The 22,842-nt window shown below is 60.0% G+C and carries 21 protein-coding genes; 14 read left to right on the plus strand and 7 right to left on the minus strand.

Annotated elements, in window-relative coordinates:
* The 3 genes from ACMX25_RS09160 to ACMX25_RS09170 form a co-directional block, all read right to left on the minus strand.
* Positions 1-572 (minus strand): YceI family protein (locus tag ACMX25_RS09160; RefSeq protein WP_414949397.1); only part of this gene is annotated, 572 nt, incomplete at its 3' end.
* 52 nt (positions 573-624) lie between these two features.
* Positions 625-1,197 carry a YceI family protein gene (locus tag ACMX25_RS09165; protein ID WP_414949398.1) on the minus strand — a complete coding sequence of 191 codons (573 nt, stop codon included), beginning with the start codon at positions 1,195-1,197 and terminating at the stop codon, positions 625-627.
* A 146-nt stretch (positions 1,198-1,343) separates the two neighbouring features.
* Positions 1,344-1,904 carry a cytochrome b gene (locus ACMX25_RS09170; RefSeq protein ID WP_414949400.1) on the minus strand — a complete coding sequence of 187 codons (561 nt, stop codon included), beginning with the start codon at positions 1,902-1,904 and terminating at the stop codon, positions 1,344-1,346.
* A gap of 501 nt (positions 1,905-2,405) precedes the next feature.
* Here ACMX25_RS09170 and ACMX25_RS09175 point away from each other — a divergent pair.
* The 4 genes from ACMX25_RS09175 (at position 2,406) to ACMX25_RS09190 (ending at position 7,156) form a co-directional block, all read left to right on the plus strand.
* The gene (locus ACMX25_RS09175; protein ID WP_414949402.1) at positions 2,406-3,920 is read left to right on the plus strand and encodes a paraquat-inducible protein A; all 1,515 of its coding nucleotides are present in this window, start codon (positions 2,406-2,408) and stop codon (positions 3,918-3,920) included.
* Positions 3,913-5,586, plus strand: a complete 1,674-nt coding sequence (locus ACMX25_RS09180) for a PqiB family protein (protein WP_414949404.1) — start codon at positions 3,913-3,915, stop codon at positions 5,584-5,586. The genes ACMX25_RS09175 and ACMX25_RS09180 overlap by 8 nt, the downstream gene beginning before the upstream one ends.
* A complete protein-coding gene (locus ACMX25_RS09185) occupies positions 5,583-6,308 on the plus strand; it encodes a PqiC family protein (RefSeq protein ID WP_414949405.1) in 726 nt (241 codons plus the stop codon). Before ACMX25_RS09180 ends, ACMX25_RS09185 begins: the two co-directional genes overlap by 4 nt.
* Before the next feature lie 230 nt (positions 6,309-6,538).
* A complete protein-coding gene (locus ACMX25_RS09190; protein ID WP_414949406.1) occupies positions 6,539-7,156 on the plus strand; it encodes a glutathione S-transferase C-terminal domain-containing protein in 618 nt (205 codons plus the stop codon).
* An 84-nt stretch (positions 7,157-7,240) separates the two neighbouring features.
* Here ACMX25_RS09190 and ACMX25_RS09195 read toward each other — a convergent pair whose 3' ends face one another.
* From ACMX25_RS09195 to ACMX25_RS09210, 4 genes are all read right to left on the minus strand, one after another.
* Entirely contained in the window at positions 7,241-8,266 is a 1,026-nt protein-coding gene (locus ACMX25_RS09195; RefSeq protein WP_414949407.1) for an alpha/beta hydrolase, read from the minus strand.
* Between the two features lie 689 nt (positions 8,267-8,955).
* Positions 8,956-9,531 (minus strand): TetR/AcrR family transcriptional regulator, encoded by a 576-nt coding sequence (locus ACMX25_RS09200; protein WP_414949408.1) that lies wholly within the window; start codon positions 9,529-9,531, stop codon positions 8,956-8,958.
* Positions 9,532-9,872: 341 nt separating this feature from the next.
* Positions 9,873-11,024 carry a tRNA 2-thiouridine(34) synthase MnmA gene (gene mnmA, locus ACMX25_RS09205; RefSeq protein WP_414949409.1) on the minus strand — a complete coding sequence of 384 codons (1,152 nt, stop codon included), beginning with the start codon at positions 11,022-11,024 and terminating at the stop codon, positions 9,873-9,875.
* A gap of 38 nt (positions 11,025-11,062) precedes the next feature.
* Positions 11,063-11,548, minus strand: a complete 486-nt coding sequence (locus ACMX25_RS09210) for an NUDIX hydrolase (protein WP_414949411.1) — start codon at positions 11,546-11,548, stop codon at positions 11,063-11,065.
* Positions 11,549-11,771: 223 nt separating this feature from the next.
* Between ACMX25_RS09210 and ACMX25_RS09215 the strand changes: the two genes are divergently transcribed.
* The 10 genes from ACMX25_RS09215 (at position 11,772) to ruvC (ending at position 22,838) form a co-directional block, all read left to right on the plus strand.
* Positions 11,772-12,923, plus strand: a complete 1,152-nt coding sequence (locus ACMX25_RS09215; RefSeq protein ID WP_414949413.1) for a Re/Si-specific NAD(P)(+) transhydrogenase subunit alpha — start codon at positions 11,772-11,774, stop codon at positions 12,921-12,923.
* Position 12,924: 1 nt separating this feature from the next.
* Positions 12,925-13,254 (plus strand): NAD(P) transhydrogenase subunit alpha part 2, encoded by a 330-nt coding sequence (locus ACMX25_RS09220; protein ID WP_414949414.1) that lies wholly within the window; start codon positions 12,925-12,927, stop codon positions 13,252-13,254.
* Positions 13,251-14,693, plus strand: a complete 1,443-nt coding sequence (locus ACMX25_RS09225; RefSeq protein WP_414949416.1) for an NAD(P)(+) transhydrogenase (Re/Si-specific) subunit beta — start codon at positions 13,251-13,253, stop codon at positions 14,691-14,693. The genes ACMX25_RS09220 and ACMX25_RS09225 overlap by 4 nt, the downstream gene beginning before the upstream one ends.
* A 149-nt stretch (positions 14,694-14,842) precedes the next feature.
* Positions 14,843-16,171, plus strand: a complete 1,329-nt coding sequence (locus tag ACMX25_RS09230; RefSeq protein WP_414949418.1) for a THUMP domain-containing class I SAM-dependent RNA methyltransferase — start codon at positions 14,843-14,845, stop codon at positions 16,169-16,171.
* A 31-nt stretch (positions 16,172-16,202) separates the two neighbouring features.
* Positions 16,203-17,609 (plus strand): aminopeptidase P N-terminal domain-containing protein, encoded by a 1,407-nt coding sequence (locus tag ACMX25_RS09235; RefSeq protein ID WP_414949419.1) that lies wholly within the window; start codon positions 16,203-16,205, stop codon positions 17,607-17,609.
* Complete coding sequence (locus ACMX25_RS09240; RefSeq protein ID WP_414949421.1) at positions 17,599-18,825, plus strand: UbiH/UbiF/VisC/COQ6 family ubiquinone biosynthesis hydroxylase; 1,227 nt, start codon at positions 17,599-17,601, stop codon at positions 18,823-18,825. The genes ACMX25_RS09235 and ACMX25_RS09240 overlap by 11 nt, the downstream gene beginning before the upstream one ends.
* Before the next feature lie 351 nt (positions 18,826-19,176).
* Entirely contained in the window at positions 19,177-20,289 is a 1,113-nt protein-coding gene (gene dusB / locus ACMX25_RS09245; protein WP_414949423.1) for a tRNA dihydrouridine synthase DusB, read from the plus strand.
* Positions 20,286-20,519 (plus strand): Fis family transcriptional regulator, encoded by a 234-nt coding sequence (locus ACMX25_RS09250; protein WP_414949424.1) that lies wholly within the window; start codon positions 20,286-20,288, stop codon positions 20,517-20,519. Before dusB ends, ACMX25_RS09250 begins: the two co-directional genes overlap by 4 nt.
* Positions 20,520-20,624: 105 nt before the next feature.
* Complete coding sequence (purH, locus tag ACMX25_RS09255) at positions 20,625-22,190, plus strand: bifunctional phosphoribosylaminoimidazolecarboxamide formyltransferase/IMP cyclohydrolase (protein ID WP_414949425.1); 1,566 nt, start codon at positions 20,625-20,627, stop codon at positions 22,188-22,190.
* A gap of 105 nt (positions 22,191-22,295) precedes the next feature.
* On the plus strand, positions 22,296-22,838 hold the full coding sequence (gene ruvC, locus ACMX25_RS09260) for a crossover junction endodeoxyribonuclease RuvC (RefSeq protein ID WP_031357515.1): 543 nt from the start codon (positions 22,296-22,298) through the stop codon (positions 22,836-22,838).
* Positions 22,839-22,842 lie beyond the last annotated feature (4 nt).

Here is a 22,842-nt window from a genome sequence, read left to right on the forward strand (position 1 = left end):
CCTTCGGCTTGAATATGCAGCGTCGTCTTCATCTTGAAGCCGTATGTCTTGCCATAATCCACGCCGAAGTCGCCGCGATCAAACGTGGCCGTCGATTCCGTGCCGCACACTTCTTTCTTCAGCATCGGGTTCGTGAAGCACTTGAACGATTCGATCTTCAGGTTCAGCGGCTTCGTCACGCCGTGCAGCGTCAGTTCGCCGATCACTTCAACCGGCACATCGCCCTTGTACTTCATCGACGTGCCCTTGTAGGTCGCTGTCGGGAACTTGTCGGCATCGAAGAATTGCGCGCTCTTCAGTTCACCGTTCAGCTTGTCATTGCCGATATCAATCGACGTCATGTCGATAGTCGCGTCCAGCGTGCCCTTCTGTTTTGCGCGATCGAGCGTCACGGTGCCGCTGCTCTTCGTGAACTTGCCGCGCCAGATCGAGATGCCGCCAAAGTGATCGGTTTCAAAGCTCGGGTACGTGTGGTTCGGGTCGAGTTGATACGTGACTTCTTCAGCCATCGCGTTGAACGAAACGGCCGCGAAAAGCGCGCCGGCGGCTGCAATCAGAAGGTTCTTTTTCATGAGTTTTCCAGAATGAATTTGTGAAGACCTAGGATCAAGGTTCGGTGAGCGCTTATTTCTTCGTTGCGACGAGGTGGAACTTGATGACGACTTCGTCGGCGACGACCGAGGTGTCTTTCCATTCGCCCGAGCCGACATCGAACTGCGTGCGTTTGATGGGCAATGATCCGTCGAAGGTTTGCGTCGCGCCCTGGCTCGTCACGGTGACCGGTACGGTGACGTTTTGCGACTTGCCCTTGATCGTGAGCTTGCCGCTGACGTTGAACTTCGTGCCGCCTGCCGGCGCGATGCCCGTCGAAACGAAAGTCGCCGTCGGGAAATGGGCTGTGTCGAACCAGTCCTTGTCAGTGGCCTGCTTGTTGTAGCTCTCGTCGCCGAGATCGTAGCTGCTCGTGTCGATGCTGAGATTCGCACTGCCGGCCGCTGGCTTGGCCGGATCGAAGTCGAGTTGCGCGGTGAACTTCTTGAACTTGCCTTCGACCGGCACGTTCATTTGCTTCGATGTCGCCGTCACCGTGCTTTTGGTCGTATCGACCTGGGCTTGGGCAAAAGCGGACACCGCCGCGACCAGCGATGCGGCGGATACGCCTGCAAGCAACCAACGGGAAAATTTCGCGTGTTTCATGTCTGTCCTGAGGCCACCGGGAAAACCGGTTGAACCGCTATTGAAAAGTCAAACGCAATCCGGCGCAACCCGTGCGGAGGAAACTGGCTATCAACAACAAGGAATCAATTACAGCTCATTTTCGATGAATGCGAACCGGACGATGTTTATCGAAGAAACGGAATCATGCGTGCGAGCAAGCCGTCACGATCGACGAATTGATGCTTCAAAGCAGCCAGCACGTGCATGACGACGAGCACGAGCAGGGTGTAATTCAGGTAAATGTGGACCATCTTCAGCGTGATTTTCAGCGCGTTGTCCGGTCCGATGATCGTCGGCAACGGCACCAGCCCGAGATACACGACCTGAATACCTGCGGCCGAGCTATACAGATAGCCGGACATCGGAATCACCAGCATCAGCGCATAGAGCAGAAAGTGCGTGAGGTGAGCGACGCCTTTTTGCCACGTGGGAATGCGTCGCGGCATGGCCGGAGCCTTATGCGTGGTGCGCCAGAGCACACGCACGACGGCCAGCGCGAAGACCGTCACGCCGATCCATTTGTGCCAGGAGAAATACTTGAGCTTGGTTGGCGTGAAACCGGGAATATCGGTCATGATCCAGCCAAGATAAAAGCCGCATACGATCAGCAGCGCGATCAGCCAGTGAAGGCCGATCGCGGTCCGGCTGTAGCTATCGGAGCTGGCGAAATTCGGGCTGCGTCCCATACGTGATCCACCAGAAAAAGTGCGCAATTGATGACTTGACCCAAGCGGTGTATCGCGCGTTATCCGCAATAACCCCGACGACAAGGTCTCAAGGCCGCCATCCTACCCGAACAAGTAAAAGCCGGCTTTCCGATAAAGAAATAGTTGCCGATCGGTCCACGCCCGCGTTACAAATCTGATATCAGTGGCTTGTGAAGCGGGCTGGTTTTCCAGGTTTTGTTCAAGAGAGCTTTGTCCAAGGTTAACGCGCCATCCACGCCGGCCATTCCATCTGGGCGATGGATCAAATCCAGTTATGCTCATCGGCAGGGGTCGCTGCAACGCCGGGCCTTAAAGCCGTGACGCGACGGCGAGTCAAGTCTCCGCGCTTCTTCCGCGTGGCGGCCCGCCGTTTGTTACCATGCCCGCTGGTCCGGCCCTTGCTGTTTTATGCAGCCGCCCCAGAACAACGACGTTCAAGAAACTAAAACAACACGCCAGCACGAGCCCAGTATTCCACCTATGGAAGAAGACGATCTAATCGCATGCCACGAGTGCGACACGCTGTTTCATAAGCGCGCCCTGCCGTCCCGCAGTTCCGCGAAATGCACGCGCTGCGGCGCCACGCTCTATCAGAGCGTGTCGTCGAATCTGGACAAGCTTTGCTCCATCACGCTCGCCGCGCTGATCACATTCTTGATCGCGCAGGCCTTTCCTATCGTGGAACTGGAAACGAACGGCATCACGTCGCAAACGACCCTGATTGGTGCAATCGTCGCGCTGTGGGGCGAGAACATGGAAGTGATCGCAACCATGGTTTTCTGCGCGACCATCCTTTTCCCGCTGACCGAATTGGTTGCCATGCTGTATTTGCTCGTGCCGTTGCGCGCGGGTTTCATTCCGGCCGGCTTCAGTCAGGTGCTGCGAGCGATTCAATTCGTGCGGCCGTGGGGAATGATCGAAGTGTTCATGCTGGGCATACTCGTCACGCTGGTGAAAATGGTGAGCATCGCCCGCGTCATTCCTGAGGCGGCGCTTTTTGCGTTCGGTGCGCTGACCTTGCTGTTCGCGGTCATCCTCACCTTCGATCCGCGCGCGCTGTGGGACATCGCCGAGCGTGTCAGCGGTCACGGACCGTTGCGATACACGCCTTTCGGCGGCCTCCGGTCCGGCTCGGTATCGGCTTATGCGACCACTTCGCATTCCGGCCCGGCATCTGATTTGTTGCATCCGTTCGTGCCAACGCGTGGGCCGCAGCAAAGTCCGCCGATCGGCACGCAGCGGATGCCTCCCGAGGCCTCCCGAGGCAGCCGCGCCACCGACCAAGCCATGACCGACAAGCCCAATATTCCCGACACGCCCGGCGCATCCGACGTCCCCGATGCCCCCGGATCTCCCGAGCCAGTATTCACGACGGCCAAGGAAGCCGGGCTGATCGCCTGTCACGCGTGCAACCGTGTGCAAAAGCGCGTGTTCACGGTTGAACGCCAGCTTTGCGTGCGTTGCGGTTCGCCGCTGCATCGGCGTAATCCGGACTCGGTCGCGCGCACCTGGGCGTTGTTGTTGTCCGCCGCGATCCTGTACATTCCGGCGAATTTGTATCCGGTGCTGCACACCTCGTCGATAGTCGGTTCCGAAGACGACACCATCATGAGCGGCGTGGCGATGTTCTGGAACGATGGCGACTATCCGCTCTCCGCGATCATTTTTATCGCCAGTATTCTCGTGCCGATGCTCAAGCTCGGCACGTTGGCGTTTCTCACCTGGGCCACCCAATCGGGCTCCAAGTGGCGTCCTCGCCAGCGCACGACGTTGTACAGAATCGTCGAAAAAATCGGCCGATGGTCAATGCTCGATGTCTTTGTCGTGACACTGACCGTCGCGCTCGTGCGCTTCGGCTCACTCGCCGTCATCACGCCAGGGCCGGGCGCACTTGCGTTCGGCTGCGTGGTGGTGCTCACCATGCTGGCCTCCATGCAATTCGACCCGCGACTGATGTGGGATCACATCGAACCTTCAGGAAAGAAACATGACTAGCCCGCAAGGTCCTTCGAACAACACCGTCAAAGGCCCGAGCGAGCCGTCGCGAAACGCGGGCGGCGGTGGTGGCTTGCCGCCCAATCTGCCTGAGCCGGTCATCGAACCGCGCAGCCGCTGGATCCCGTCGCTCGTCTGGGTAATTCCGCTGATCGCCGCGCTGATCGGCATCGTGCTCGTGGTGAAATCGGTGTCGGGACGCGGACCGACGATCACGATCAGCTTCGTGAGCGCCGAAGGCCTGGAGACAGGCAAGACCAAGGTCAAATACAAGGACGTCGATGTCGGCACGGTCAAGGAGATCACGCTGTCGAAAGACCACTCGCGCGTGCTCGTCGATGTCCAGTTGACCAAGGTCGCCGAGGACTTCGCGGTGAAGGACTCGCGCTTCTGGGTGGTGCGCCCGCGCGTGGCCGCCAGCGGCGTGACCGGACTCGGCACGTTGTTGTCCGGTGCGTATATCGGCGTGGATGCGGGGAAATCGAAAGAGGACGAAACCCATTTTGTCGGGCTCGAAACCCCGCCTGCGGTCACCGGCGATCAAAAAGGACGGCAATTCACCTTGCGCGGTGAGTCGCTGGGTTCCATCGATATAGGTTCGCCTATCTATTATCGGCGCGTGCAGGTCGGGCAAGTCGTCGGCTTTTCGCTCGACAAGGACGGCACGGGCGTCACCATGCAAGTGTTCGTGAACGCGCCGTACGATCAGTACGTCGGGACAAATTCGCGCTGGTGGCACGCAAGCGGCGTCGACCTGCGGCTGGATGCGAGCGGCTTCAAGCTGAACACGCAGTCGCTTGCGACCGTCGTGCTGGGGGGTATCGCCTTCCAGACACCGCCGAATCAGGAGCCCGGGCAGCAGGCGCCGGACAACATGACCTTCCGCCTTGGTTCGGACGAGCAGGACGCCATGCGCGATCCGGACGGCCAGCCAATCCGCGTGGTCATGAATTTCAACCAGTCGCTGCGAGGCTTGTCGGTGGGTGCGCCAATCGATTTCCGCGGCATCCTGCTTGGAAGCGTGACGGGTATCGGGATCGAATACGATGCGAAAACGCGCACCTTCCAGATGCCGGTGACCATGAACATCTATCCGGAGCGGCTGGGCAAGCGCTTCCGGGACGCGGTGCCGCGCCAGAACACCGTGGCCGGACAGGAACTGCTCCAGAAACTGGTGTCGAACGGTTTGCGCGGACAGTTGCGTACCGGCAACCTGTTGACCGGACAGCTTTATGTTGCGCTCGATGTCTTCCCGAAAGCCGCCAAGGCGACGGTGGACCCAAGCGCCGATCCGCTCGAGTTGCCGACCGTGCCGAATACGCTCGACGAGTTGCAACTTCAGGTAGCGGATATCGCGAAGAAACTCGACAAGATTCCGTTCGATGAGATCGGCAACAACCTGAACAGCGCGCTGAAGAACGCGAACGGCCTCTTTAACCAGCTCGGCACGCAAGTTGTGCCCGAAGCACGCGACACGCTTACCGCCGCGCGGAAAACCTTCAACGAGGCGCAAAGCACGCTGCAGCAAGACTCGCCGCTGCAGTCAGATGTTCATCAGGCGCTGCAGGAACTCACGCGGACATTGCAATCGCTCAACGCGCTCTCCGATTATCTGGAACGTCATCCGGAATCGCTCGTGCGCGGGAAACCAGGAGATAAGCCATGAGCTTGGCCAGAATATTCAAAACCGTCGGCGGGGTGTCGGCGATAGGTCTGGTCGCCGCGCTCGCCGCGTGCAGCAGTTCGCCGGCAAGCCGCTTTTATACGCTCGGCGGCAATGCCCCCACGGCGCCCGCGACGAGAACGGCCGCGCCCGCTTCGTTCTATCTGGAAGTGTCGCCGGTGGACATGCCGCCGCAAGTCGCGAAGAACCAGATGGTCGTGCAGGACGGCTCGGCGCAAGTCCGCGTGCTCGAGGACGAGCGCTGGGCGTCCCTTCCCGCCGACGAAGTCCGGCGCGCGCTGTCGGCGGATTTGACGCAGCAGACGGGGGCGATTGATGTTTATGGCACGCCGCATCCCGATGGCGTGCCGGTGTATCGCGTGAAGGTGAATGTTCAGAGCTTCGAGTCGTCGCCGGGCCGGCGCGCGTTCATCGATGCCGTCTGGAGCGTGCGCGGCGTGAACAACCAAGCAGTGCTGACGTGCCGGACGCAGGCCGAACAAACTGTCGATGCAGGCTATGACGCGCTGGTGGCTGGCCATCGGCGAGCGGTCGATCAACTCGCCAGGGAGATATCCGCCGGGATTCGCACGGTGAGTTCGGTGCCGGTTCCAGGAGCGTCTTCCGCTACAACGGGCAAGGCCGGAAAAGTTGTAGCTCGCGTGCCGTCAGTGCTTCCTTGTCCTCCGACTGCGATGTCCGCCAACGCCGCTCCGGCCCAGTGAGCACGGCTGACCGTGTTTTTGCGCCGTGCCACTGGGCGACGCGGTGCATAAACTGAAGCATCCGTCATGGGCATGACGTCGGGCCCCGAGACGCAACCCGGTTGCACCGAAAGGTGCGCCGGTTTTTTGTCGCCCGACCACAACGCCGCCATCCCAAATTTACAGTCGGCGCACGTCCGGGCGGTTAAGATCCATCTCCGTGACTACTCTTTGCAGAAACGACAACACAGATGATGAAACTGATCGGTTCGCTCAACAGCCCGTACGTTCGAAAGACGCGGATTGTGATGGCAGAAAAGAAAATCGACTGCGAACTGGTGCTCGAAAACGTCTGGGCATCCGATTCGAAAATCCATAGTTTTAATCCGCTCGGCAAGGTGCCGTGCCTGATTCTGGACGATGGCGAAGCCGTTTTCGATTCTCGCGTGATCTGCGAATACGTCGACACGCTCACGCCGGTCGGCAAACTGCTGCCGCAAGAACGCCGTGAGCGCACGGAAGTTCGATGCTGGGAAGCGCTCGCCGACGGCATGCTCGACGCCGCTGTCCTGATTCGCCTGGAAACTACCCAGCGCGAGGAAGGCCAGCGCAACGAGGCGTGGGTAGCGCGTCAGCAGCGCAAGATTGACGATGGCCTGAAGGCCATGTCGAAGGGGCTCGCCGCCAAGAACTGGTGCTCGGCGAATCACTTCACGCTCGCCGATATCGCTTGCGGTTGCGCGCTCGGATATCTCGATTTCCGTATGCCCAACGCCAACTGGCGCGAGGACTATCCCAATCTGGACAAGCACGTTCAGCGGTTGTCGCTGCGCCAGTCTTTCATCGATACATTGCCGACTGACGCTTAATCGGACGCCGGTCACGGCGTTAGCGAATGATTGCCACAAAAGAGCCCCACTCGCGTGGGGCTTTTTCGTGGCGCGGCGGCTCTCTTATTTCGCCAGCGCCTTCTTCAGCACGGTATTCGCCTGTTCGATCGCGGCACGCGTGGCTGGGGTGTTGGCCAATGCGTTCAACATTACGAAGTCGTGGATCGTCCCGGCGTAACGCACCGCCGTCACTCGGACGCCGGCCTGCGAAAGCTTGCGCGCGTACGCTTCGCCTTCGTCGCGCAGCACGTCGTTTTCGTCGGTGATGACGAGCGCAGGCGGCAAGCCCTTCAACTGATCAAGCGATGCACGCAGCGGCGACGCCGTGATTTTTTCCCGATCGGCGGCGTTGGGCGTGTAAGCGTCCCAGAACCATTTCATCGCGTTTTTGGTGAGCCACGGGCCATCGGCGAATTCGTTGTACGAGCCGTCGTCGAAATTCGCATCGGTGACCGGGTAGAACAACACCTGGTAACGCAGCGCCGGGCCGCCCTGCTCCTTCGCCATCAACGTCACGGCCGCCGCCATATTGCCGCCGACACTGTCTCCGGCCACGGCCATCCGCGTTGCATCGATATTGAACTGCTTTGCATGCTCGGCCACGTAGCGAGTGGCGGCGTAGGCTTCCTCTGTCGGCACCGGGAATTTCGTTTCCGGCGAGCGATCGTAATCTACGAAGACCACCGCGGCCTGCGCACCGTTCGCGATCTCACGGATCAGGCGGTCGTGCGTATTCTTGTCGCCCAGCACCCAACCGCCGCCGTGGAAATACATGATCACCGGCAGCACGCCCTTGGCATGAGCGGGACGTACGATCCGGATCGCGATCTTGCCTGTCGGCCCTGCTTCGATCACGCGGTCTTCAATCTGCGCGGCTTCCTTCGACACCGGCTGCGATTGAGCACCAGCAAGGACGTTGCGGGCATCGGCGGGAGAAAGGGTGTAGATCGGCGGACCTTTTTGCGCCGTGAGCGCATCGATAAACTGCTGCGTCGTGGGCTCAAGCACGGGAGCGGCTTGCGCGGCGGCGCTGACTCCAAGCAATGCAGCAACAGCGGAGGCGATGGCGAAGGACTTGAGCTTGTACATGGTTCTATTCCTGTTAGTAAAAGTACGGCGGTTTAGGGCCCGGTGCGAGAACCGGGTTGCTGCGATGGGTACGGCTGAAACACGGAATGCCGAAAACGGAGTACGAAAAACAAAAAACTGAGGATCGAGGAGCAGGTGACGGATATATAACGAATACATTTTTATCTACTACTAGATAGATAACCGAGTAACATGGCGAACATTGGCTAGCTTTTCTGTGAGTAGCCACGTCAACGCCAACGGAGACGACACTACTGACTCGCGCAACTTGCCTGCGGGCACTGGACAGGCGTTCGGCCACTGAACCCCGTCGCTCAGAAACGCAGTGCACGCCAGCCTGATCGGCTAAAAGTAAACAGTCGCTCCCGATTTACCATTGACATGCCAAGCCGCTGCTTCTGGACTGACTTCTTCAATACTTTTGGATGACGGTAAAAATAACTTCCAAATAACTTAAGGGCACATAAAATCGGCAACCAAAATCTACCTACCTGAAGATAGATAACTTGATAAATGCTGAATCTGGAACACGTCAAATCATTATTAACAATGATGTCGAAAGGCCAGCAGAGCGCACTCGTTTCAACACCTCGCGGCTTCACCCGTCTCATTATTCGATCCCCCTTCCCTCGGGACTCAATTCCTTCGAATAACCGCACCAAGTAATGCGTTTTCACTCACATCGTGAATCACCGTTTCACAGTTTGAGTGACTTCATCCAAACGCACCTTCGTGTGAAATAACCGGCAGGCCAACAGACTTCCCTGGTACGCCGCGAATAACGCTCGCGCCGCCACATCCGGCTTTCCGTTCACGCGTAGAGTTTCTTGCTTTTCGCCCTCGACCAACACCTTTGCCAGCCAGGTTTCGTTAGCTTTGAAAAAAGCTTGAACCGCATGGCGAACACCTTCGGGGAGCGATTCAATATCGGCAGCAAGCATTCCGCAAAGACAAACCTGATCGCCTTCGCCCACAATTTTGCCGAACAGCTTCACATAACGGTCCAACTTTTTCTCGGCGGTGGCAGAGCTATCGATGGCGTAAATAGACGACATCACATCTGCGCTGTATGTATTCACCGCTTCGAGCACCAGATCTTCCTTCGACGGAAAATAATAGTGAATGCTCGATGTCTTCACGCCGACCAACGTCGACAAGTCCCGATAACTAAACCCGTTGTAGCCGCGGGTCATCAGCAAAACCTGGGCGTGATCGAGCAATTGCTCGCGCACGGTATTTTTGTCAGGAGTCTTGTCGGTATTCATTTCGATTTTGGTTCGCTACTTCCACAGGGTTCGTCGCGCAGGTGCTGCCCGCTCGTGCTGCCTTGTGTACAGAGTGACGTTCTGATTAATCCGCTGCAACATAGCGATAATTTATCTACTAGAAGATAGATAGTCAAGCTCCGCGTACGATTTTTTGGGACGCTTTCCGCCAAACAACCGCAATATTTTCGTTCTGGGCTGCTCACAAGGAGCCCAAACGTTACCGGGTATGTACCGATTTTTTATAAATTACTGATTCGACCGCGTTTCCCGCAAGCTCTGCGCAGGAAAAAGCGGGCCGCAGCCCGCTCACATCCTGCACGATGATCTGAACCAGCAAACTACCTGGCCGTGAGCAATGCAGCGCCCGCGTCACGTCGCACAGGCTGGGCAGTTGCTGCCGATTCAATGATCCCGCCGCCCAGGCACACGTCGCCCTGATAAAGCACGGCTGATTGCCCGGGCGTGACGGCCCATTGGGCGTCATCGAAACGGAGCTCAAACTGCCCATCCGCCGGTCCTGACGCACCGACCACGCAAGGCGCATCCGATTGCCGATAGCGCGTCTTTGCCGCGCAAACAGTGGCTTCGACCGGCGCTGCCCCCGCGACCCAACTGGTATTGCCGGCCACGAGCGAGTGCGACAGCAGCCACGGATGGTCATGCCCCTGCACCACGTACAGCGTGTTCGACGCCATGTCCTTGCCCGCGACGAACCACGGGTCTCCGCTGCCGTCCTTGCTGCCGCCGAGCCCGATGCCCTTACGCTGACCGAACGTATAAAACGCCAGCCCGACATGCTCGCCGATCACTTTCCCATCGGGTGTTTTCATTGGACCGGGTTGCGTCGGCAGGTAGCGGTTCAGGAACTCGCGAAACGGCCGCTCTCCGATAAAACAAATGCCCGTGGAATCCTTCTTGGCCGCATTGGGCAAGCCGATCTGCGCTGCAATCTCACGAACCTTCGTCTTGGGCATCTCGCCGAGAGGAAACAGCGTCTTCGACAACTGCGCCTGATTCAGCCGATGCAAAAAGTACGACTGATCCTTGGTCGAATCGGTGGCTTTGAGGAGTTCGAACAGCCCGTCACGCTCACGCACGCGGGCATAGTGCCCCGTCGCGATGGTCTCGCCGCCCAGCGACATCGCATGGTCGAGGAAGGCCTTGAACTTGATCTCGGCGTTGCACAGCACGTCCGGATTCGGCGTACGGCCGGCCGAATATTCGCGCAGGAACTCCGCAAACACGCGATCCTTGTATTCGGCCGCGAAGTTGACCGCTTCCACGTCGATCCCGATCAGGTCCGCCACCGACACCACGTCGATCCAGTCCTGCCGCGTCGAACAGTATTCGCTGTCGTCGTCATCTTCCCAGTTCTTCATGAACAGGCCGATCACGTCGTAGCCCTGCTCCTTGAGCAGCCACGCAGTCACCGACGAATCCACGCCGCCCGACATGCCCACCACGACTTTCTGTTTTCCGGCCTTGCTCATCGCTCTCTCTACGTTACTTGCCTGAGGCTGAAATCAGCCTAGGTCCCAGCCTGCACCGGCGCCACCGAGTGCGTATGAATGAAGTCGAGCGGCACGCGGCGCCCGGCGAGGTAGTGTTCGAGGCATTCCAGCACGGCTGGCGACCTGTGCCGGTCGGCGCAAGCGCGCAACTCGTCAGCGGTCAGCCACATGGCCCGCACGATACCCGCGTCCAGCGCCATGCCCGGCGCCTCGCCCGATGTCGTGCCGCAGAACGTAAACCGCAAATACGTGACCGATCTTCCCGGCCGTTCAAAATGCGTCAGATACGTACCGACAAGCGCCTCCGGCTCAAAACGATGCGCGGTTTCCTCGAGCGTCTCGCGTTTCACGGCGTCGACGAGTGTTTCTCCCGCTTCCAGATGTCCGGCCGGCTGATTAATCTTGAGCCCGTCCGACGTGTGTTCCTCGATCACGAGAAAGCGCCCGTCACGTTCCACAATTGCCGCGACCGTCACGCGCGGTGTCCATCGTTCTGGTTTCATGGGACGGTATTTTACCGTTTTGCGCGTTTTTACGTCGCCCGCGGAGTTCGTGCACGTTGTTGTCCGATGGCGTCATTTTTCACAAAAGTTTCGGTTACAGTGACGATCAGTCGCAAATAACAGCTTAAATAACCGCTTAATCACGTGCAGGCTTGTTGCTGCAAATCAGCGCGAGCGACTACGCACGGCCATATTAAAAACTAGAACGTGAGGAGGATTGAAGATGCATATCGGAGTGCCTGCCGAAACGCGGGCGAACGAGGCGCGCGTCGCCGCCACGCCGGAGACGGTTAAGAAGCTCGTGTCGCAAGGTCACCGGGTCACGGTGCAGCGCGGCGCGGGTGTGCCAGCGAGTTATATCGACGATGCCTACGCCACTGCCGGCGCCGAGCTGGTCGATGTCAACACCGCGTTTGCCGCTGATCTCGTCCTCAAGGTTCATTCGCCCAACGAAGCCGAATTGCTGCTGCTGAAATCCGGCGCGGTGATTGCCGGCATGCTCGATCCGTTCAACGCCGATAACAACGCGCGCCTGGCCGCTTCTGGCATCACCGCATTTGCGCTGGAAGCCGCGCCGCGTACTACGCGTGCACAGAGCCTGGACGTTTTGTCGTCGCAGGCGAATATCGCCGGGTACAAGGCCGTGCTGGTCGCAAGCAATATCTATCAGCGCTTCATGCCAATGTTGATGACCGCCGCCGGCACCGTCAAAGCCGCGCGCGTGCTCGTGCTCGGCGCGGGCGTGGCGGGCTTGCAGGCTATCGCTACGGCCAAGCGGCTCGGCGCGGTGATCGAAGCCTCCGATGTGCGTCCCGCCGTAAAGGAGCAAATCGAATCGCTGGGCGCGAAGTTCCTCGACGTTCCCTACGAAACCGATGAAGAACGCGAAGCCGCGGTTGGCGTTGGCGGTTACGCGCGCCCTATGCCGCCAAGCTGGCTCGCGCGGCAATCCGCGCTGGTGGCCGAACGTGCAAAACAAGCCGATATCGTCATCGCGACCGCGCTGATTCCCGGCCGTCCCGCGCCTACGTTGATCGCCGCGGAAACCGTCCAGGCGATGAAACCGGGTTCGGTCATCGTCGATCTGGCAGCGGGTCGCGGCGCCGAATACGAAGGTCGTCGTGGCGGCAATTGTCCGCTGACCGAAGTCGATCAGGTCGTGACGAAACATGGCGTGCATCTGGTCGGTTACACGAATCTCGCTTCCATGGTCGCCGCCGATGCCTCCGCCCTCTACGCTCGCAACCTGCTTGATTTCATCAAGTTGATTGTGTCGAAGGAAGGGACGCTGAACATCGATATGGCCGACGATATTGTCGCCGCCACGCTCCTGTGCCGCGACGGCCAGGTCACGCGCGGAATAAAAGGAGACTGACATGGAACTGGTAAATCACACGGTCATCAACCTGATCATCTTCGTGCTGGCGATCTACGTCGGTTATCACGTGGTGTGGAACGTCACCCCCGCGTTGCACACGCCCTTGATGGCGGTGACGAACGCGATTTCCGCGATCGTGATCGTCGGCGCAATGCTTGCAGCCGGCCTGACGATAGGCGGTGCCGGCAAGTTCTTCGGCACGCTCGCGGTGTTGTTGGCGGCGGTCAATGTGTTCGGCGGCTTCCTGGTCACGCGGCGAATGCTCGAGATGTTCAAGAAGAAAGCGCCCAAGCAGATTACTAACGCTTCGAAGGGGGCCGCGCAATGAGCATGAGCGTTGTCACTCTCCTGTATCTCATCGCCTCGGTGTGTTTCATCCAGGCGCTCAAAGGGCTGTCGAATCCGAAGACGGCGCGCATCGGCAATACGTTCGGCATGGCCGGCATGGCGATCGCGATTCTCACGACCATCGCGTTGATCGTGAAGCAGGCAGCGGCGCTGGGGTCGGATCTGTCGCTCGGGCTTGGCTTGCTGTTCGCGGCGCTCGTGGTCGGCGGTGCAGTTGGCGCGTACGTCGCGGCGAAGGTCGAGATGACGAAGATGCCGGAACTTGTCGCCGCGATGCACTCGCTGATCGGTCTGGCGGCGGTATGTATTGCTTATGCCGTTGTTTCGGAACCCTCAGCATTTGGTCTTGCCGCGTTGGGTGAACCGATTCCCGTGGGCAATCGCGTGGAATTGTTTATTGGCACGTTTGTGGGTGCGATCACGTTTTCCGGGTCGGTTATTGCGTTCGGCAAGCTCTCGGGCAAGTATCAATTCCGCTTGTTCAAGGGCGCGCCGGTCGTGTATCCCGGCCAGCACATGATCAACCTGCTACTGGCTATCGCGATGCTTGGGTTCGGCATTATCTTCATGCTGACGCAATCGTGGTTGCCGTTCGTGATCATGACGCTGATCGCGTTCGCGCTCGGCGTGCTGATCATCATCCCGATCGGCGGCGCGGATATGCCCGTGGTCGTGTCCATGCTGAATTCGTATTCGGGCTGGGCGGCGGCCGGTATCGGCTTCTCGTTGAATAACCCGATGCTGATTATTGCCGGCTCGTTGGTGGGATCGTCGGGTGCAATTCTGTCGTACATCATGTGCCGCGCGATGAACCGCTCGTTCTTCAACGTGCTGTTGGGCGGGTTCGGTAACGAAGGCGGTGCGGCGGCAACGGGCGGTGCGCAAGAGCAACGTCCGGTGAAATCCGGTTCCGCCGATGACGCCGCGTTCATGCTCGGCAATGCGGAAACGGTGGTGATCGTGCCGGGTTATGGCTTGGCAGTGGCGCGCGCTCAACACGCGCTGAAGGAACTCACCGATAAGCTGCTCGAGAAAGGCATCGACGTGAAGTACGCGATTCACCCGGTGGCTGGTCGGATGCCTGGGCATATGAACGTGTTGTTGGCTGAAGCCGAAGTGGACTATGAGTTAGTCCACGAGATGGAAGATATCAACGGTGAGTTTCAGCAGACGGACGTGGTGCTCGTGCTCGGGGCGAATGACGTGGTGAACCCGGCGGCGAAGACGGACCCGAAATCGGTGATTGCGGGCATGCCGATTCTGGAGGCTTATCGGGCGAAGACGATCATCGTGAACAAACGGTCCATGGCGGCGGGTTATGCCGGGCTGGATAACGAACTGTTCTATATGGACAAGACGATGATGGTTTTTGGGGACGCCAAGAAGGTGATCGAGGATATGGTTAAGGCGGTGGAGTGAGGTTGTTGTAGCGAAAGACGAAACGCCGGTGTGCTCTTGCAGGCCACCGGCGTTTTTGTTGATCTGTAGTGCCCGCCAGCGTATAGCCCGTTCCCTTCCCCTCCCCCGCGTACAATATCCCCCTTTGATTCCCAAAAAAGCACCGCCCCATGGCCACTACTTTCCTTTTCGACTGGTTTGTCCCCTGCCCGCGCGGTCTCGAGGCCCCGCTTGCGGCCGAACTCAGCGAAATCGGAGCGAAGCACATCGAGGGCTCGCAATTCAGAACCGGCAAGGAAGTCCCGGGCGGCGTGCATTTCCGCGGCTCATGGGCCGCCGGCATGGCCGCCAACCTGCATTCGCGCATCGCAAGCCGCGTGTTGCTGAAACTGGCGCAAGGCCCGTATCGCAGCGAACACGACATCTACGAACTCGCATACCAGCAGCAATGGGAAAAATGGTTTTCGCCGAACGAAACCATTCGCGTCGACATCACCGCGATCAAATCCCCGTTACGCAGCCTGGAATTCGCGACCTTGCGCGTGAAAGACGCCGTCTGCGACCGCTTGCGCGAATTGACCGGCAACCGTCCGAGCGTCGACACAGCGCAACCCGACGTCCGCGTCTTCGCGTTCCTCACGCTGAACGAATGCACGCTCTACCTCGACACCTCCGGCGACCCGCTCTTCAAACGCGGCTGGCGCCTGGATAAAGGCGCAGCCCCCTTGCGTGAAAACCTCGCCGCAGGAATCTTGCGCCTGACCGGCTGGACGCCGGGCACGCCGCTTTACGATCCGATGTGCGGCAGCGGCACCTTCCTCGCCGAAGCGGCGCAAGTCGCGCTGAACATCGCACCGGGCGTTGACCGCAGTTTCGGCTTCGAAAAGCTGAAGCAATATGACGTGAACGCGTGGCAAAAGCTGAAAGGCGCAGCCGTCGATGCCAAACGCGCCGCGGCATCATCGCGTGAGGATATCCAGATCTACGGCAGCGACATTTCCGGCGACATGCTCGACAAGGCGTACTCGAATCTGGAACGCGCGGGTTTGCCGGAGTTGTCGTTGAAACAACTCGATGCGCGCCACATGACGCCACCGTCGGACACCCCCGGCATCCTGGTCGCGAATCCGCCGTACGGCGAACGGATCGAAGTACGCGGACGCGGCCCGCGCGGCGAGCTTCGCGAACCGAAGAATCGCGGTCACGACGAAGACGAGGACGCATTCATCCGCGCGCAGCCGGACCCCGCCGACCAGGAGTTTTTCATCTCCTTCGGCAACGCGATGAAACAGCAGTTTCCGGGTTGGCGCGCGTACGTGCTGACATCGGATCGAAAACTGCCGGGCATGCTGCGGCTGCGTGAATCGACGAAAACGCCGCTGTTCAACGGCGCGCTCGAATGCCGGCTGTTCCGCTTCGACATGATTGCCGGCAGCGTGCGCAATCGCCCGGCCGCAGCGGAACCCGCCGCCGATCAAGCGCCCGAATCGAAGGAGTGAAGCCGGGCGGAGGCGGCGCTACAATCGCTGAATGAACTCATCGACTGAAGCCCAATCCTTATTAGCCGTCGACGTCTACCGCAGCCGCCGTGACCGCGTCCTCGCGGCGCTGCGGGAATCGGGCGGCGGCGTGGCAATCGTTCCGACGGCGCGCGAAGTCATGCGCAACCGCGACGCCGATTACCCGTTCCGCCACGACAGCTATTTCTATTACCTGACGGGCTTCACGGAACCGGAAGCAACGCTGGTCCTCAACGCCAGCGCTGACGCAGCTGACCCCGCCGCCATCCTGTTCTGCCGCGAGAAAAACGTCGAACGCGAAACGTGGGAAGGTTTCCGATACGGCCCGGTAGGCGCGCGTCTCGCGTTCGGTTTTGACGCAGCGTTCCCCATCGATCAGCTCGATACGGAAATGCCCCGCCTCCTCGCCGATAACCCCGCGCTGCACTACGCGCTCGGCAGTTCCGGCGAGCTCGACGAGCAGGTTCGCGGCTGGCTCGCGGCGGTTCGGGCACAGAGCCGGATCGGCGTGAAAGCGCCGACGAAAGCAATCGATCTGCTGCCGGTGCTCGACGAAATGCGCCTCATCAAGGACGCGCACGAACTCGAGATCATGCGGCGCGCGGGCACGATCTCGGCCCAAGCGCACCGCCGCGCGATGCAAACCTGCCGCCCCGGCATGCACGAATACGAAATTGAAGCCGAGTTGCTCTACACGTTCTGCCGACGCGGCGCGCAAGCGCCCGCGTACGGCACGATCGTCGCGGCCGGCGCGAATGCGTGCACGCTGCACTATCCGGCCGGCAACACGATCGTGCGCGAGGGCGACCTGATCCTGATCGACGCCGCGTGCGAGCTCGACGGCTACGCATCCGACATCACGCGTACGTTTCCGGCCAGCGGTCGGTTCACATCGGCGCAAAGGGAAATCTACGACATCGTGCTGGGCGCGCAATATGCCGCCGTCGATGCCACCCGCGAAGGCGTCAGTTTCGACGCGCCGCACGAAGCCGCCGTTCGCGTATTGGCGCAGGGTTTGCTGGACACGGGGATCATTGACCGCAACAAGTTTGCCACCGTGGACGATGTCATCGCCGAGCGGGCTTATCAGCGTTTCTACATGCATCGGACGAGTCACTGGCTCGGCATGGACGTGCACGATGCCGGCGATTATCGCGACGCCCACGCGCAACTCGACGATCAGGGCGCGCGCGCGTGGCGCACGTTGAAGGCGGGCATGACGCTGACCATCGAACCGGGTCTGTATATTCGCGCGGCCGAGGACGTGCCGGAACGGTATGCAGATATCGGTATCCGGATAGAGGATGACGCGATCGTCAACGCGAATGGTTGTGAGTTGATGACACGCGAAGTGCCCGTCGATGCCGACGAAATCGAAGCCCTGATGCGCGACGCGCAAACACCCGATGCAAATTGAAACCGCGGAAACTATCGGCCACGCGCCGCCAGCCGATTATCACTTCGATATCGCCATCGTCGGTGCAGGTCCGGTCGGGCTCGCGCTCGCCGGCTGGCTGGCGAAACGGAGCGCGACGTCGCGCTTGTCGATAGCGTTGATCGATTCGCGCGCGCCTGACGCGGCGTCCTCCGATCCGCGCGCCATCGCGGTGTCGCATGGCAGTCGCGCGATGCTCGAGTCATCGCTCGGTTTTCCCGCCGATGCCACGCCGATCAAACGCATTCACGTCTCGCAGCGCGGCCAGTTCGGCCGCACGCTCATCGATCACGATGAACACGGCCTGCCCGCGCTCGGCTACGTCGTGCGTTATGGCTCGCTGGTTGCAACGCTCGCGCAAGCGGTCAGCAAAACCAGCGTGCATTGGTTCACGGAAACCACGGCATCAACACCTTTGCACGACCATGATGGCGTCACGCTCCCGATTCATTCGGCCACCGGCGACCGCACGATCCGCGCGCGCATTCTGGTAAATGCCGAAGGCGGGTTGTACAAGGAAGCGGATGCTTCGCCCCCCCTTTCCGCCGACGTCAAGAACACGCGCGATTATGGCCAGACGGCTATTGTCGGAACGGTGAGCGTATCGGCGCCGCAACCAGGCGTCGCGTGGGAACGCTTCACGCCCGAAGGACCGATCGCGCTGCTGCCAAGCGGCGGCGCGCGCCAGGCAGACTACGCGCTCGTCTGGTGCTGTGACCCTGAAGAGGCGGCGCGGCGCTCGCAACTCCCCGACGCCGGATTCCTCGCTGAACTCGGCTCCGCGTTCGGTGAGCGCATGGGCCGCTTCACGCGCATCACCGGACGGGCAATGTTCCCGCTCGGCCTGAATGCGTTGAATGCACTGGTCGACCGGCGCACGGTCGCTATCGGAAACGCTGCGCAAACGCTGCATCCCGTTGCAGGGCAAGGACTCAATCTGGGTCTGCGTGATGCGCACGCGTTGTGCGACGCGTTATCGACGAATGGCCCGACTACCGTCGCGTTGAGTCTCTTTGCGCAACGGCGCGCATTGGACCGGCGCATGACGATTGGCGCAACCGATACGCTCGCGCGTCTTTTCACCGTCGATTTCCCCCCACTCGCCGCGATGCGCGGGTTGGCTTTGAGCGGGCTTGAGCTCGTCCCGTCGGTTAAAACCGTGCTGGCGCGACAGATGATGTTCGGGCAACGGCGCTGACTTCGAGCGAGTGCGGAGAGCAGCATTTTTAGTTATGGATGCCGCGCCGCGCAGATTCTCCTAAGCTGCTCACGATGGACACGCGTCAGGCACTTACGCTCCACTGTTTCTCCGACGCGCCTTGCATGAGATCCGACTCGGCCTAACGCGCTGACCACATCAAACATGCGTTCAGTGCACTGCATTCATCTGTCGATAGTTGTAGCTTTTCCTCTATTACGTTCGCGAGATTCATAGAAGATTTAACAACTTGCGCGTCGATTGGACTTAATTGGCCCAGCGCGTTCGCGTTAAAATAGCCGTTTCCTTAAGCGCTTTTGCATCCCTTTATCCGGGAACACCGCGAGTTTCATGCCTATTTCCACACCGGCCATCGGCCCCCACATTTTGCGCAACAACTTGTTTGTCGCCCCCATGGCCGGGGTGACGGACCGCCCGTTCCGGCAGTTGTGCAAACGCATGGGAGCCGGTTACGCGGTGTCCGAAATGGTCGCGTCGAATGCGCAACTCTGGAAAAGCGAGAAAACGCTCCGTCGCGCGAATCACACCGGCGAAGTCGAGCCTATTTCCGTGCAAATCGCCGGTGCCGATCCGAAAATGCTCGCCGAAGCCGCGCGTCACAACGTGGCGAACGGCGCGCAGATTATCGACATCAACATGGGCTGCCCAGCCAAGAAAGTCTGCAATGTGGCGGCTGGGTCGGCATTGCTGCAAAACGAAGCGCTGGTCGCGCAGATCGTGCAGGCGGTGGTGAACGCAGTCGGCGTGGGCCCGGACTCCGTGCCCGTCACGTTGAAGATCCGCACAGGCTGGAATCGCGAGAACAAAAATGCGCTGAACATTGCGCGCATTGCGCAAGACGCGGGTATTTCCATGCTGACCGTGCATGGCCGCACGCGCGCCGATCTCTACAAGGGCGACGCGGAATACGAGACCATTGCAGCCGTCAAAGCGTCCGTACGTATTCCGGTGGTGGCCAACGGCGACATCGCCACGCCGGAAAAAGCGCGCCACGTTCTGGCCATTACCGGTGCGGATGCAATCATGATCGGCCGCGCCGCGCAGGGGCGCCCGTGGCTCTTCCGGGAGATCGAACACTTCCTGGCAACCGGCGAATATTTGCCGGCGCCGCGTATCGACGAGATCCAGCAACTGATGAATGAGCATCTCGAAGATCACTATGATTTCTATGGCGAATTCACGGGCGTTCGTACAGCGCGCAAGCACATCGGCTGGTACACTCGCGGCCTTTCCGGCGCCAACACGTTCAGACATCGGATGAACACGCTGGATTCCACACGCGAACAATTGCTCGCCGTGAACGAATTCTTCGACGCCCAAAAGGCGTTGTCCGACCGTCTCGTCTATGTCGAAGAACTCGGCGGGGACGGCGACCGCGGCGGCAACGACGAAGCTGAAGAATCGTGCGACGGGCAGAACCACACAGACCGACTAGCCGCATGAGCAGACACAACATAGAACAATGCGTCCGCCAGAGCCTGGACAATTATTTCCAGGACCTGGACGGGTCGAAACCGCACGACGTCTACGAAATGGTGATTTCGTGCGTCGAAAAGCCGATGCTGGAAGTTGTGCTGAAGCAAGCCGAGGGCAATCAATCGCTCGCGGCGGAATATCTGGGCATCAACCGCAACACGCTGCGCAAGAAGCTGCAACAGCACGGACTGATTTAACGCAGTTGTCTTATTGATGTACCACCCGGACCGTCGCGGCGTACGGCGGTCGACTCGAATTCCTGATTCCCCTCGACTCCCCTACCGGCTCCCGCCGTTCCCATCATGATCAAGCAAGCGCTCCTTTCCGTTTCCGACAAGTCTGGCATCGTCGAATTTGCGAAATCGCTGTCGGAGTTAGGCGTTAGCCTGCTCTCGACCGGCGGCACCGCGAAACTCCTGGCCGATGCCGGTCTGCCTGTCACCGAAGTCGCCGACTACACCGGTTTCCCGGAGATGCTCGACGGCCGCGTGAAAACGCTGCACCCGAAGGTTCACGGCGGCATCCTCGCGCGCCGCGATCTGCCGGAACACATGGCCGCGCTCGAACAGCACGACATTCCGACTATCGACCTGCTTGTCGTGAACCTGTATCCGTTCGTGCAGACGGTGTCGAAAGAAGAATGCTCGCTGGAAGACGCGATCGAAAATATCGATATTGGCGGCCCGACCATGTTGCGTTCGGCGGCGAAAAATCATCGTGACGTGACGGTGATTGTCGATCCCGCGGATTACGCGATCGTTCTCGACGAAATGCGCTCGGCGAAAAACACCGTCAGCTACGCGACGAACTTCAAGCTCGCCACCAAGGTGTTTGCCCACACGGCGCAATACGATGGCGCGATCACGAACTACCTGACGAGCCTGACCGACGAGTTGCAGCACAAGAGCCGCAACACGTATCCGTCGACGTTCAACCTCGCGTTCACCAAGGTGCAGGATCTGCGATACGGCGAGAATCCGCATCAAAGCGCGGCGTTCTATCGCGATCTCACCACACCGGCCGGCGCGCTCGCGAACTACGAGCAACTGCAGGGCAAGGAACTGTCGTACAACAACATTGCCGACTCCGACGCTGCGTGGGAATGCGTGAAGACCTTCGACGTGCCCGCCTGCGTGATCATCAAGCACGCGAATCCGTGCGGCGTGGCGATTGGCGCGGACGCACACGAAGCGTATTCGAAAGCGTTCCAGACCGATCCTACGTCGGCGTTCGGCGGCATCATCGCGTTCAATCGTGAAGTGGATAAAGCGGCGGCGCAAGCTGTTGCCAAGCAGTTCGTGGAAGTGCTAATGGCGCCCTCGTTCAGCGACGCAGCCAAGCAGATTTTCGCGGCGAAGCAGAACGTGCGTCTGCTGAAGCTCGATCTCGGTGACGGGCATAATGCATTCGATCTGAAGCGCGTTGGCGGCGGCTTGCTCGTGCAGTCGCTGGACTCGAAGAACGTCCAGCCGCACGAATTGCGCGTGGTCACGAAGCGTCACCCGACGCCGAAGGAAATGGACGACCTGCTGTTCGCGTGGCGTGTTGCCAAGTACGTGAAGTCGAACGCCATTGTGTTCTGCGGCGGCGGCATGACGATCGGCGTGGGCGCGGGCCAGATGAGCCGCGTGGATTCGGCGCGCATTGCCAGTATCAAGGCGCAGAACGCTGGCTTGTCGCTGGCCGGATCGGCGGTGGCATCGGACGCGTTTTTCCCGTTCCGCGACGGCCTCGACGTGGTGGTCAACGCTGGCGCGACCTGTGTCATCCAGCCGGGCGGTTCCATGCGCGATGACGAAGTGATTGCCGCTGCGGACGAGCACAACATTGCGATGGTCCTGACCGGAACGCGTCACTTCCGGCACTAAGCACGCTTTACCTTCGGAGAGCCCGGTAGCCGGCAGGCGCACCGGGCTTTTTACTTTTTGCGCCGCGCTGTTAGTATCGCAAGCACTACGTTCCAACGGCACTCCATGAGAATTCTCGGTATTGACCCGGGCCTGCGCGTGACGGGGTTCGGCGTTATCGACAAGACCGGTCAAACGCTGACCTATGTGACGAGCGGCGTCATCAAGACCGCCGACGCCGATTTGCCGTCGCGTCTCCACACGATCTTCGAAGGTATCTCGACACTGGTCCGGCAACACGCGCCCGACCAGTCCGCGATCGAAAAAGTGTTCGTCAACGTTAATCCGCAATCCACGCTGCTGCTCGGCCAGGCGCGCGGCGCTGCAATCTGCGGCCTGGTCGCGAGCGGCGTGCCCGTCGCCGAATACACGGCGCTGCAGTTGAAGCAAGCCGTGGTGGGCTACGGCCGCGCAACGAAAGAACAAATGCAGCAAATGGTCGTGCGCTTGCTCGCGCTCACGGGGGTGCCGGGCACCGACGCCGCCGATGCGCTCGGCATGGCCATCTGCCACGCGCACGCAGGCGGCGCGATGACTGCGCTCGGCGAGATCGCACCATCGCTGGCTAAAAAGGGCCTGCGCGTACGGCGCGGCCGCCTCGTCGGCTAACTCC

This window comes from Caballeronia eucalypticola, assembly GCF_047608185.1.
GTDB lineage: Bacteria > Pseudomonadota > Gammaproteobacteria > Burkholderiales > Burkholderiaceae > Caballeronia.